Source organism: Micromonospora sp. CNZ286 (genome assembly GCF_014207755.1).
The window spans coordinates 4,908,151-4,919,825 of the sequence record NZ_JACHIZ010000001.1 but is presented as its reverse complement, the minus strand read 5'-3'; the positions used below and the strand labels follow the sequence as shown (position 1 = coordinate 4,919,825).

Sequence of the window (11,675 nt, the reverse complement as noted above, 5' to 3'; positions counted from 1 at the left end):
CCCCGGCGCGTCCAGCCTCGTCCCATCGGGGGTCGCCGGTCAGGGCCGTAGGTCCCGCCTCGCGCGGGCGTCATGACCCGTCCCCGGCGTCCGCGGGGATGCCCCGTACGACGATCAGCGGGGCCGGCGAGTGGTAGAGCAGGGACTGGCTGACCGCGCCCAGAGTGGACCCTACCGGCCCGTCTCCCCAGGCGGCCACCACCGCGAGCTGCGCGGCGCGGGACCGGTCGAGCAGGACGGACCTCGGCTCACCGTGGACGGTCTCGCAGTCGGCGGTGACCCGGGGATACCGCCGGGCCTGCCGGGTGACCGCCTCCTCCAGCCGCCCGTCGGCGCGGTCGCCGGAGTCCGGCTCGATCACCCGGACGGCGAGCAGACGGGCGCCGCGGTGCTGCGCGCAGTCGAAGGCGTACGCGAGGGCGGCCTGCGAGCTGGGCGATCCGTCGAAGCCGACGAGCAGCGGCCCGGGCGGCGCCGGCTGGGTGCGCCCGACCAGCACCGGGCAACCCGCCCGGGCGGCCACGTCCACTGCCGGCGTGTCGGCCGGCACGCGGTCCGGGTGGGCGGACATGCCCCCGTCACCGAGCGCGATCATGAATGCGGTGTCGGCGACCCGCAGCAGCGCCTCGACCGGCGAGCCCTCGACGATCCGGCCGCTGACGGGCACCTCCGGCGCGCACTCGGCGACGACCTGTCCGGCGTGCTCCAGCACGTTCTCCGCGTCCGTGCGGGTGCCGCCGGCCGGGGCCGGGCCGGGCGTCGCGGCCCAGTTGAACGCGTGCAGCAGGTGCAGCGGCCGGTCGTGGGCGGCGGCCTCGGCGGCGGCCGTGCGGACCACCGTCAGATCGGCCTCGGACCGGCTGACTCCGACCACCACCGCGCCGTGGCTGGGTGCGGCCACCCCGGCTCACCTCCCGACCCCTGCTTTTCACCCACCGTAGTCGTGGGACCGGGTGCGCCGGAGCGGGTCGGCGGAACTGGCGGTCAGCGCGGGGCGGGCAGCGCCGGGTGGACGCGCAGCACGACGGCTGTGGCGTTGTCCTCGCCGCCCTCGTCCAGGCTGGCGGCGAGCAGGGCCTCGGCGGTGCGCGCCGGGTCGCGCCGCGCGGAGAGCAGGTCGCGCAGCCGGTGGTAGCCGAGCTGGTCGCTGATCCCGTCGGTGCACAGCAGCCAGGTGTCGCCCCGGCGCAGCGGCACGGCGAGCAGGTCCGGCTCGGGCCGGTCCGGGTGGCCGACGTAGCGCAGCAGCTGGTAGCGCGCCCGCGCCGCCTCCGGCGAGTCGGCTGGCCACCAGCCGTGCAGCAGGCCGAGCCAGGCCATGGTGTGGTCGACGGTGACCAGCTCCAGCAGACCGTCGCGCAGCCGGTACGCCCGCGAGTCGCCGAGTTGCACCAGCCAGCCCTGCTCGCCGTCCGGCTCGACCACGAGCGCGGTGAGCGTGCACCCGGTCAGGCCGGACTGCGCGGCGCCGGCCTGGCGTACCCGCCGTTGGGTCTCGGCCACGGCGGCCCGCAGCGCGGCGGCGCCGACGGCGGGCCAGCCGGCGCGGACCCGCGCGGTGAACGTCCGGGCCGCTGTCGTGCCCGCCACCCGGCTGCCCTCGCCGTCGCCCATCCCGTCGCAGATCACCGCGAGCGGCAGCTCGGGGTCGACGTGCAGCACGTCGTAGTTCTCCGGGTAGCGGTGCCCGACCACGCTGCCGCCGGCGATCTCCAGGGTGAGGCGGCCGGCGGTGAGCCGGCGCGCGGACTCGACCGGCCGGTCCAGCGGGCGGCGGCGGAACACCAGCGGACCGTAACACCGGGACGGGCCGGACAGTGGCAGGCCGGGTCACCTGTCAACCAGGGTTGACGCGAGGGTGTTGTCAACCTACATTGACAGCATGAGTCAAGCGACGGAACTCGCGGCGGCGGCCGGCAGCACCGACCCCAAGGTCGGCCTGCGCGCGGTGCTCGCCCTGCGCCGGCTGCTCGAACGGCTCGAGGTGATCCAGGTCGACAACGCCCGGCGGCAGGGCTGGTCGTGGCAGGAGATCGCCGACGCCCTCGAGGTCAGCCGGCAGGCGGTCCACAAGAAGCACGCCGGGCGGCCGGCGGTGCGCGAGAGCTGGGAGGCGTGATGTTCGAACGATTCACCGACCGGGCCCGTGCCGTGGTGCACCACGCGCTCGACGAGGCCCGCGCCGAGGGGCGGCGGCCGGTCGGCACCGAGCACCTGCTGCTGGGCGTGCTCGCCGACCGCGACAGCCTGGCGGTGCGGCTGCTCGCGGCCGGCGGCGTCGACGCCGAGGTTCTGCGCGCCGCGGTGGCCCGCCACACCGCCCAGGGCGTGGACGGTCTCGGCGCCGCGGACGCCGCGGCGCTGCGCGAGATCGGCATCGACCTCGCCGCGATAGTGTCCCGGATCGAGGAGTCCTTCGGCCCCGACGCGCTGCGCGAGGCGACCCCGCGCCCGCGCCGGTGGTGGCGTCGCGGGTCGCACCACGGCACGTTCTCGCCCCGCGCCAAGAAGGTGCTGGAGCTGTCGCTGCGCGAGGCGCTGCGGCTGCGCCACCGGCACATCGGCACCGAACACATCCTGCTCGGCCTGCTGCGCGAGGGCGGCGGCCCGGCCGCCGTGGTGCTCACCGAGGCCGGGGTGGACATCGACGACCTGCGGCGGCGCGTCGACGCGGCGCTGCGCGAGGCGGCCTGAGGCCACCCGGCTTTCAAACCTGTTTGCGGTTCTCGCAACGTCCCGCCCCGCCGGGTCGCCGTCACGCCCCGTGTCCTGCACACTGACGCCGTGGACGGTGCAGACGACAAGCGCCCGGTGAACGCGGAGAACCGCACCCCGCGCTCGGCAGTGGTGGTCAACCCGGTGAAGGTGGCCGACCTGGACGAGTTCCGCCGCACCGTGGACGGCGCCCTCGCCGCCGCCGGGTGGCCGGCCCCGACCTGGTACGAGACGACGGTCGAGGACCCGGGCCGCGGGCAGGCGGAACAGGCCGTGAAGGCGGGCGCGGAGGTCGTCTTCGCCTGCGGCGGCGACGGCACGGTGATGGCCTGCGTGACCGCGCTGGCCGGCACCGACGTGGCGCTGGCCGTACTGCCCCAGGGCACCGGCAACCTGCTGGCCGCCAACCTCGGCCTCTCGAACGACCTGGCCGCCGGGCTGGAGGTCGCCGTCGAGCGCGGGATGCGCCGCCTCGACGTCGGCGTGGTCGGCGACAAGTGCTTCGCGGTGATGGCCGGAATGGGCTTCGACGCCCAGATGCTCGACTCCACCTCGGAGACCACGAAGAAGCGGATCGGCTGGCCCGCGTACGTGGTGGGCGCCGCCCGCCACCTGCGCGACCGGCCGATGCGGGTCTCGGTGCGCATCGACGGCAAGCCGCCGCTGCGCCGCCGGGCCCGCTCGGTCCTGGTCGCCAACGTCGGGCGTCTCCAGGGCGGGGTACGCCTGCTCACCGAGGCCGAACCGGACGACGGCTGGCTCGACGTGGCGGTGCTGACGCCGCGTACGCTGCGCCACTGGCTCGCCATGGGCTGGGCGGTGCTGCGCCGCCGCGACAGGGTGCCGGGGATGGAGGTGTTCCGGGCCCGCTCGGTCGAGATCACCAGCACCCGGGCGCAGCCCCGGCAGCTGGACGGCGACCTGATCGAGCCGGGCCGGTCGCTGAAGGCCACCATCCGCCCCGAGTCGCTCTGGCTCTGCGTACCGCGCCCGCAGGAGCATCCCGACCTGGCGGTGGACGCCGACGCGGTCGGCGAGCGCGGTGAGCACCTGGTCGAGGAGGCCCGCCGTGAGTAGCACGAAGCTGGTCCCCGAGACCCGGCTGATGACCGAGGACCAACTGTCCGCCGATGACGCCTGGCACACACTGCGCCGGCACGGCGGCTGGTGCCTGCTGCGGGACGCGTTCATCCGGTTCCGCTACGGCGACGGGTTCAGCCACTCGCGGGCGCTGGCGTTGCAGCTCTGCCTGGCCGTGGTGCCGTTCCTGATCGCGCTCACCGGCCTGATCACCGACCTGGGCGTGGACGAGGGCGGCAAGGTCGTCGCCGACACGGTGCTGGCCATCACGCCCGGCCAGAGCGAAGCCATGGTGCAGGACCTGCTCACCGACAGCGAGCGCACCGAGGACGCCGGCGAGCTGGCACTGACCCTCGGTCTGCTCACCGGGCTGGTCGCGCTGACCACCACGATGGCGCAGATCGAGCGGGGCGCCAACCGGATCTACGGCGTCGAGCGGGACCGCCCGGCGCTGGCGAAGTACCTGCGCGCCGCGGTCCTCGCGGTGGTCGCCGGCGTACCGGCGCTTGCGGGCTTCCTGATCCTGGTCGGCGGCCGGGCGATGGGCGAGTCGGTACGGCGGCACTACGAGTGGGGCGACGTCGCCATGGCCGGGTGGGACGTGATCCGCTGGCCGCTGAGCCTCGGCCTCACCGTGCTGGCCGTCGCGGTGCTGTTCCGGCACGCCCCGCGACGCCGCCAGCCCGGCCTGTCCTGGCTCTTCTTCGGCGCGTCCATCGCCATCGCGATCTGGTGGCTGGCCAGCCTGCTGCTCGCCGCGTACGTGAAGTACAGCGGCGGATTCGGCCAGACCTACGGCGCGCTGACCGGCATGATGGCCCTGTTGCTCTGGGCCAACCTCACCGGGATCGCGCTGTTCGGCGGGCTGGCGTTCGCCGCGCAGCTCGAAGCGATGCGCATCGGGGTGGAGGAGCCCGCCCAGCCGGACCTGTGGGAGCCGGAGGCGCAGCGGGCGGAGCTGTTCGACACCGGTGAGATGACCTCGCTCTGACGCCACGCCGGTCCGGCGTGTACGGAACACGCCGATCGGGTACAGCGCGCCTCGCAGAAGAACGAGGGAGGTGCGGTGTGACCGCGGTCAAGGAAGCCGGGAGCCGGCCGCTCAGCCATTTCGCGGAGCGGAGCCTCGCGGGCCTGCTCGCCGTGGCCGGCGCGGGAGTCGGGTTCGGCGTGCTGCTCATGCTGGTCCGGTTCCGGTGGAGCCCGCTCTACCACGCCGACCACGAGACGGCCGAGTGGTTCAACAACCTCGTGGCCCCGCACGGCCCGCTGGTCACAGTGCTCCAGGCGATCACCGACCTGGGCGGGCGGCCGGTGCTGATCTGGCTGGTCACCATCGCGGTGGTGGGCCTGCTGATCCGCCGCCAGTCCCGGCTGGCGGTCTACCTGATCGTCACCGGCGCCGGCGGGCTGATCCTCGACCCGTCGCTCAAGGCGCTGGTCGGGCGGCTGCGCCCGGTGGTGGACGTGCCGATCGCCAGCGCACCGGGCAACAGCTTCCCCAGTGGTCACGCGCTCGGCTCGTTCGTCGCGTACGGGGCGCTGCTGCTGGTGTTCCTGCCGGCCATGTCGCCGCGCTGGCGCAAGCCCGCCATCGGCATCGCCGCCCTGCTGATCTTCCTGGTCGGACTGACCCGGATCGCGCTGGGCGTGCACTTCGTGTCGGACGTGATCGGCGGCTGGCTGCTCGGCGCGGCCTGGCTGGGCGTCACCGCGTACGCCTTCCGGCTGTGGCGGCGCGAGCGCGGCCGGCCGGTGCCGCCGCTGCGCGAGGGCCTGGAGCCGGAGGCGGGCGAGGACCTGGCGCTCGCGCCGGACGAGGAGAAGGTGCTGGAGCACCCGCGCTCGGCGATCGCCGAGCTGCTGGTCGGCTGGGTGCTCGTCTTCGGGGTGCTCTACGCGTTCGGCATGTTCGTCAGCTACCACGCCGAGGGCACGTTCTTCGACTCGCTCGACACCGAGGTGCCGCGCTGGTTCGCCGAGCGGCACACCGACGCGCTCACGGAGCTGAGCTGGTGGTGGAGCAAGTTCGGCGACACCCACGCGATCCTGCTGGTGTCGCTGGTGTTCTGCCCGATCGTGCTGGCCGTGTGGCGGCGGTGGCGGCCGGTGCTGTACGTGGTGCTGGCGATGTTCGGCGAGCTGAGCCTGTTCCTGGCCAGCGCCCGGGTGGTGGACCGCCCCCGTCCGCCGGTGGAGAACCTGGACGGGCAGATGCCCACCTCGTCGTTCCCCTCCGGGCACATCGCGGCGACCATCTGCCTCTGGGTGGCCATGGCGGTCATCGTGTTCCCGCGTACCGACAGGTGGTGGCGGTGGCTGTTCGTGGGCCTGGCGGTGCTGATGCCGGTCGGCGTGGCCACCTCCCGGATGTACCGGGGCATGCACCACCCGACCGACTTCATGGGCGCGATCCTGCTCGGCGCGCTCTGGCTGTCGTTGCTGTACTGGGTGATCCGGCCCAACGCCGACGTGTACGAGGGCAACCGGCCGGCGATCGAGTCCGAACAGGTCGACGAGCTGGACGACGAGCTGGCCAAGGCCGCGCGGCCGGACTGAGCCGATGCTGCGGGTGATGACCTGGAACATCCGGACCGGCGGGCGGGACGGCGACGGCACCGACCGCCGGGACCGGATCGTCTCGGTCGTCACCGCCCAGCGCCCCGACGTGCTGGCCCTGCAGGAACTGCGCGGCATGGACGCCACGCTGGGCGGCCTGGCCGGGCGGCTCGGGATGACGCCGTACCTGGCCCGGTCCTGTTTCGGTCAGCCGGTGGCGGTGCTGGTCCGCCCGCCGCTGCGGGTGCTGCGCGCCGGCCGGGTCCGCCGCCCGTTCCACCACGCCGCCGCCCGGGTGCAGGTCGCCACCGGCGCGGGACCGCTCACCGTGTTCAGCACGCACCTGAACCCCTACTCGGGCGGGCGGCGGCGGATGGAGGCGGACTGGCTGGCCGCCGCGCTCCGGCGCACCGGGGGAGCGCTGGCCCTGCTCGCCGGTGACCTGAACACGCTGGAGCCCACAGCCGACCACACCGCCCGGCTGGCCGGGCTGGCCACGCCGTACCGGCGGCGGCACCTGCGCCGCGACGGCCGTACCGTGGACACCCGCGCGGTGGCCCGGCTGCTCGACGCCGGTCTGGTCGATCTGTGGCCGCGGTCCGGCGGCGACGAACCCGGCGGCCTGACCGTGCCGACCCGGCACGGCGGCGCCGAGTTCGCCGGGATGCGGCTGGACTACCTGCTCGCCACTCCGGCGCTGGCCGACCGGGTACGAGCGGTGCGGGTGGTCCGCGACGGTGACGCCGACTCGGCCTCGGACCACTATCCGGTGCTGGCCGAGGTGGACCTCACGGCCGGCTGAACGACCCCGCCAGGTCGGCCACCACGAAGGCCGCGAAGATGAGGATGACCGTCTCGCTGACCAGCCAGGAGTGCCTGTCGGTCCAGGAGCGGAAGGCGGGCAGCAGACGCTCCGCGCGCTCGCCGGACAGCAGCAGCGTGAGCAGCGGCAGGGCCAGCAGCAGCACGGTGAGCGCGACGAACGGCAGCAGATGCCACCACGGGCGGCCGTGCCCGGCCATGCTTCCCGCGACCGACGCCATGACCAGCTCGTCGCTCGGTACGGCGACGGCGAGCACCAGCCCCAGACCGAAGGCGTACGCGGGCCGGGGGTCCTGCAACCGGCGCAGCCACTCGGACGGCCGGTCGCGCCGCCGCCTGCGGAACGTGACCACCATGAGGACCGCCAGCAGACCCAGCACGATCCAGTCGATGAGCCGCCGGCTGCCGCCTGCCCCGATGCCGTGCACGGCGGTGTGCCGCACCACCCGGAACGCCGCGTACCAGAGCGTCAGCGGCCCGAGGACGCCGACCGCCACACCGCCCAGGAAGGCCGCCGAGCTGCGCCGCGGGTGGCGGCCGGAGGCGAGGACGACGGCGCTGACGAGCTTCGACCCGGCGACCATCTCCAGCGCCAGCGGCAGCGCGGTCAGCAGGGGCATGCCCCATTCTGGTGTCGCCGCCGCGCGCGCCGGGCCGGGTTCTACAGGACCAGGTTGAGCAGCACTGTGAGCACCACCGAGGCGACGATCGAGAAGAGGATCATCAGCAGGCAGCCGAGCCCGCCCCCGGCGGGCCGGATCTCGGTGTTCCCGATACGCATGGCGTCAACTCCTCAGCGGGGGAGGTAGCGGTGCGGCGGTCACAGCTCGCGCAGCCGGGGCAGCAGTTCCTCCTGGGCCCAGTCGAGGAACATCGGCTGGGTGTCGCCGCCCACCTGGACCAGCGCGACGTGGGTGAAGCCGGCGTCGACGAACTTCTTGAACGCCTCGACGTGCCGGTCGGTGTCCGGGCCGCAGGAGATGCCCTCGGCCACGTCCTCCTCCCGGACGAACCGGGTGGCCGCCTCGAACGACTCCGGGCCGGGCAGGTCGGCGTTGACCTTCCAGCCCAGACCGAACCAGCGGAACTGGTCGTGCACGATCTTGCGGCACTCGTCCTCGTCCGGGCCGTAGCAGATGGCGACCTGCCCGTAGCGGGGGCGGCCCGCGCCGCCCGCCTCCTCGTACATGTCGATCAGGTGGGACAGCGGGTCGGTGGCGATCATGGCGTCGGCGTACTCGGCGGCCAGCGTGGCCGACTGCCGCCCGGACGCGGCCACCGCCATCGGCACCGGCCGCTCCGGCCGGTCCCAGACGTACGCGTCGGGCACGTCGAAGTGGTTGCCGGAGAACGTCAGCGTCTCGCCGTTGAGCAGCGGCCGGATGATCTGCAGCGCCTCCTCGAACATCTCGTGCCGCTGCTGCACGTGCGGCCACCCGCCCACCACGTGCTCGTTGAGGTTCTCCCCGGCGCCGAGACCGAGCGTGAACCGTCCGTCCGAGAGCACCCCGATGGTGCTGGCCTTCTGCGCCACCACCGCCGGGTGGTACCGCCGGATCGGGCAGGTCACGAACGACATCAGCTCGGCCCGGCTGGTGGCGTGGGCGACCGCGCCGAGCACCGACCAGGCGTACGGGGAGTGGCCCTGGGACTCCAGCCAGGGGTAGTAGTGGTCGGACATGACCAGATGGTCGAAGCCGGCGGCCTCGGCGCGTACGGCGTGGTCGACCAGTTGTTTCGGGCCGGCCTGCTCGCACATGAGGGTGTAACCGACGTTGACCATGGCACGTCTCCTTCCCGGGGCGGATCGTCCCCGGATACCCCGCCCGGCGCGGGTCAACCCTGCTGTCCGCTTCCCCGGTTGACGTGCCCCGGCTTCTTAACCGGTTCAGTCGAATTGCCGCGGTCGCACCTCGCCGCCTCCCGGCTTGCCCCGCTTAACCGGTTGCCTAATGCCTTCCATCGCCCTACGCTGATGCCTGCGTCCGTTCGGGAACCGGGCGGCGACTACCGGGCTCAGTCGCCACCACCTCGTCACCGTCACCGCACCCCCGCTCGGGCACGGGGGAGACCTTCCCCTGAGGACAGCCATGAAGAAACTGCTCTCCGTCGCGGGCGCCGCCCTGCTGACGGCCCTCGCCGCCGTCTTCGCCCTCGGGCAGCCGGCCCACGCCGCCACCGGGTTCTCCGTCTCCAACGGGCGGCTCTACGACGCCAACGGCGTCGAGTTCGTGATGCGCGGGGTCAACCACGCGCACACCTGGTACCCGCAGCAGACCAGCTCCTTCGCCAACATCAAGGCGCTCGGCGCGAACACCGTCCGGGTCGTCCTGTCCAGCGGCGACCGCTGGACGAAGAACAGCGCCGCCGACGTGGCGAACGTGATCTCGCTGTGCAAGGCCAACCGGATGATCTGCGTGCTGGAGGTGCACGACACCACCGGGTACGGCGAGGACGGCGCCGCCACCACGCTGGCGAAGGCCACCGACTACTGGCTGAGCATCGCCGACGTGCTCAAGGGCCAGGAGAAGTACGTCATCGTCAACATCGGCAACGAGCCGTTCGGCAACCAGGGCTACAGCGCCTGGACCACCGACACGTCGAACGCGATCAAGCGGCTGCGCGCCGCCGGCCTGACCCACACGATCATGGTGGACGCGCCGAACTGGGGTCAGGACTGGACGTTCACCATGCGCGACAACGCCGGCACCGTGTTCGCCGCCGACCCGCAGCGCAACACCGTCTTCTCCATCCACATGTACGGCGTGTTCGACACCGCCGCCGAGATCAGCGATTACCTGGGCCGGTTCCGTACCGCCGGGCTGCCGATCGTGGTCGGCGAGTTCGGCTTCAACCACTCCGACGGCAACCCGGACGAGGACGCCATCATGGCGTACGCCCAGGCCAACGGCATCGGCTACCTCGGCTGGTCGTGGAGCGGCAACGGCGGCGGCGTGGAGTACCTGGACATGACCACCGCGTTCAACCCGGCCCAGCTCACCAGCTGGGGTCAGCGGATCTTCAACGGTGCCAACGGCATCGCCGCCACGTCCCGCGAGGCGTCGGTGTACGCCGGCAGCACCCCGACCGCCAGCCCCACCGGCAGCCCGACCACCAGCCCGACGCCGACGAGCAGCCCCAGCCCGACCCCGCCGCCGACCACCACGCCCCCGCCGTCCGGTGGCTGCACCGCCACCTACACCGTCGCGAACTCGTGGCAGGGCGGCTTCCAGGGCGAGGTCAAGGTGACCGCCGGAGCCGCGGCGATCACCGGCTGGACGGTCCGCTGGACGTTCGCCAACGGCCAGTCCGTCACCCAGGCGTGGAACGCCAGCGTCAGCAACAGCGGGTCGGCGTACACCGCCCGCAACGTCGACTACAACGGCCGCCTGGGCGCCGGCGCGAGCACCAGCTTCGGCTTCATCGGCAGCTGGCAGGGCACGAACTCCACCCCCGCCGTAACCTGCACCGCGAGCTGATCACCGGTGGCCGGGCCCGCGCGGGCCCGGCCACCGCTCTCCGACATAGTGATCAAGGGGTTTGTGCCGCGTCCGGGCGCGGGTACAGACGCCACGCCCTTGATCGCGGGTCGAGGCGCGAGCGCGAGGGACCGGAGGGGACGCCATGAGCACGGGGACCAGGGGACGACCGTCGGGGCTGGTGATCGGCTCGCTCGTGGCCATCTCGTTCGGCACCGTGTTCGTGCTGGTCAACAGCGGTGGTCTGGACGCGCCCTGGCCGCTGGTGCTGCGCGTCGCCGGCCTGCTGGTGGCCGCGCTGCTCCTGGTCACGCTGTTCCGGGTGGCCGGCCGGGAGACGCCCGCCCCGCAGCGGGAGGCCGCCGGGTTCATGGACCGCCGCTACTGGCTGGTGGTGGCTCTGGAGGCGGTCGCGCTCCTCGGTGGCCTGTCCGTGATCAACAACGTGCTGGACCGCCCCGCCGTGGCCGTCGCCTGGGTGGCGGTGGTCGTCGGCGTGCACTTCTTCGGCCTCGCCCACGTCTGGCGGATGCCGCTCTACCACTGGCTGGGCGCCGTGATGACAGCGCTCGGCCTGGCCGGGTTCCTCGCCCACGCGCTCGGCGCGGGCGCCGGCACCGTCGGCCTGATCTCCGGTGTGGGATGCGGCGCGGCCCTGTTCGCCGCAGTGGCCCTGGCCCTGCGGGACACCGTCCGTCGCGCCGCCGCCTGAGGACGGCCGGACCGCTGATCGCCGTCGGGAGGAACGCGGCCGGAAATTGGTGACTCAGGGTGTTGCGCTCTCCGCTTAGCGTGAGGAGGGTCGTACTCCTTGAAGGGCGGGGACATGTGGGAAACGATTCTGGGCTTCGTCAGTCTGATGCTGGTCGCGGTGTCGTTGTGCTTCTCCGCCGTGCAGACGCGGGAGGTGGCGAAACAGAGCCGCATCAACAACGGCATCGGCTCGGCCACCGCGCTGATGGAAGTGAATAATTTGTCTCGCGCCTGGCACGACCGCGTAGGCTCCCGCGGTTGAACGGG

The 11,675-nt window shown here is 73.2% G+C and carries 12 protein-coding genes and 2 pseudogenes; 10 read left to right on the top strand and 4 right to left on the bottom strand.

Annotated elements, in window-relative coordinates; translation table 11 throughout:
- Positions 1-70: 70 nt before the first annotated feature.
- Together FHX31_RS21545 and FHX31_RS21540 are read right to left on the bottom strand one after the other, a co-directional pair.
- Positions 71-901, bottom strand: coding sequence for a universal stress protein (locus tag FHX31_RS21545; RefSeq protein ID WP_184977091.1), 831 nt, complete (start codon positions 899-901; stop codon positions 71-73).
- Between the two features lie 83 nt (positions 902-984).
- Positions 985-1,785, bottom strand: a complete 801-nt coding sequence (locus tag FHX31_RS21540) for a PP2C family protein-serine/threonine phosphatase (RefSeq protein WP_013284891.1) — start codon at positions 1,783-1,785, stop codon at positions 985-987.
- A 97-nt stretch (positions 1,786-1,882) separates the two neighbouring features.
- On the opposite strand from FHX31_RS21540, the gene FHX31_RS21535 reads away from it, so the two are divergent.
- The 7 genes and pseudogenes from FHX31_RS21535 to FHX31_RS21510 all read left to right on the top strand — a co-directional run bounded on the left by FHX31_RS21535 (position 1,883) and on the right by FHX31_RS21510 (position 7,156).
- The gene (locus tag FHX31_RS21535) at positions 1,883-2,119 is read left to right on the top strand and encodes an HTH domain-containing protein (protein WP_030275209.1); all 237 of its coding nucleotides are present in this window, start codon (positions 1,883-1,885) and stop codon (positions 2,117-2,119) included.
- Positions 2,119-2,319 (top strand): annotated as a pseudogene (locus FHX31_RS32800) (Clp protease N-terminal domain-containing protein); the annotation flags it as partial. The gene FHX31_RS21535 and the pseudogene FHX31_RS32800, both read left to right, overlap by 1 nt.
- A 156-nt stretch (positions 2,320-2,475) precedes the next feature.
- Positions 2,476-2,694: pseudogene (locus FHX31_RS32795) on the top strand (Clp protease N-terminal domain-containing protein); the annotation flags it as partial.
- A 90-nt stretch (positions 2,695-2,784) separates the two neighbouring features.
- Entirely contained in the window at positions 2,785-3,792 is a 1,008-nt protein-coding gene (locus FHX31_RS21525) for a diacylglycerol/lipid kinase family protein (protein WP_013284894.1), read from the top strand.
- Positions 3,785-4,786 (top strand): YihY/virulence factor BrkB family protein, encoded by a 1,002-nt coding sequence (locus FHX31_RS21520; RefSeq protein ID WP_013284895.1) that lies wholly within the window; start codon positions 3,785-3,787, stop codon positions 4,784-4,786. Before FHX31_RS21525 ends, FHX31_RS21520 begins: the two co-directional genes overlap by 8 nt.
- Positions 4,787-4,863: 77 nt before the next feature.
- On the top strand, positions 4,864-6,354 hold the full coding sequence (locus FHX31_RS21515; RefSeq protein ID WP_013474572.1) for a phosphatase PAP2 family protein: 1,491 nt from the start codon (positions 4,864-4,866) through the stop codon (positions 6,352-6,354).
- Positions 6,355-6,358: 4 nt separating this feature from the next.
- Complete coding sequence (locus FHX31_RS21510) at positions 6,359-7,156, top strand: endonuclease/exonuclease/phosphatase family protein (protein ID WP_047893575.1); 798 nt, start codon at positions 6,359-6,361, stop codon at positions 7,154-7,156.
- Here FHX31_RS21510 and FHX31_RS21505 read toward each other — a convergent pair.
- Together FHX31_RS21505 and FHX31_RS21500 are read right to left on the bottom strand one after the other, a co-directional pair.
- Positions 7,143-7,796, bottom strand: coding sequence for a GAP family protein (locus FHX31_RS21505; protein WP_184977090.1), 654 nt, complete (start codon positions 7,794-7,796; stop codon positions 7,143-7,145). The two genes, FHX31_RS21510 and FHX31_RS21505, sit on opposite strands and share 14 nt — an antisense overlap.
- A gap of 200 nt (positions 7,797-7,996) precedes the next feature.
- Positions 7,997-8,959 carry a TIGR03557 family F420-dependent LLM class oxidoreductase gene (locus tag FHX31_RS21500; RefSeq protein ID WP_013284900.1) on the bottom strand — a complete coding sequence of 321 codons (963 nt, stop codon included), beginning with the start codon at positions 8,957-8,959 and terminating at the stop codon, positions 7,997-7,999.
- A gap of 307 nt (positions 8,960-9,266) precedes the next feature.
- On the opposite strand from FHX31_RS21500, the gene FHX31_RS21495 reads away from it, so the two are divergent.
- The 3 genes from FHX31_RS21495 (at position 9,267) to FHX31_RS21485 (ending at position 11,670) form a co-directional block, all read left to right on the top strand.
- Positions 9,267-10,655: a cellulase family glycosylhydrolase gene (locus FHX31_RS21495; protein WP_071096145.1), complete on the top strand. Its 1,389-nt coding sequence runs from the start codon at positions 9,267-9,269 to the stop codon at positions 10,653-10,655.
- Between the two features lie 145 nt (positions 10,656-10,800).
- Complete coding sequence (locus tag FHX31_RS21490; protein WP_091329448.1) at positions 10,801-11,367, top strand: hypothetical protein; 567 nt, start codon at positions 10,801-10,803, stop codon at positions 11,365-11,367.
- A gap of 114 nt (positions 11,368-11,481) precedes the next feature.
- On the top strand, positions 11,482-11,670 hold the full coding sequence (locus FHX31_RS21485; protein ID WP_091329446.1) for a hypothetical protein: 189 nt from the start codon (positions 11,482-11,484) through the stop codon (positions 11,668-11,670).
- Positions 11,671-11,675: the final 5 nt, after the last annotated feature.

Coding starts and splice junctions, on each gene's coding strand:
- FHX31_RS21495 (WP_071096145.1), top strand. CDS start 9,267: ATGAAGAAACTGCTCTCCGTCGCGGGCGCCGCCCTGCTGACGGCCCTC.
- FHX31_RS21485 (WP_091329446.1), top strand. CDS start 11,482: ATGTGGGAAACGATTCTGGGCTTCGTCAGTCTGATGCTGGTCGCGGTG.
- FHX31_RS21490 (WP_091329448.1), top strand. CDS start 10,801: ATGAGCACGGGGACCAGGGGACGACCGTCGGGGCTGGTGATCGGCTCG.
- FHX31_RS21500 (WP_013284900.1), bottom strand. CDS start 8,959: ATGGTCAACGTCGGTTACACCCTCATGTGCGAGCAGGCCGGCCCGAAA.
- FHX31_RS21535 (WP_030275209.1), top strand. CDS start 1,883: ATGAGTCAAGCGACGGAACTCGCGGCGGCGGCCGGCAGCACCGACCCC.
- FHX31_RS21505 (WP_184977090.1), bottom strand. CDS start 7,796: ATGCCCCTGCTGACCGCGCTGCCGCTGGCGCTGGAGATGGTCGCCGGG.
- FHX31_RS21510 (WP_047893575.1), top strand. CDS start 6,359: ATGCTGCGGGTGATGACCTGGAACATCCGGACCGGCGGGCGGGACGGC.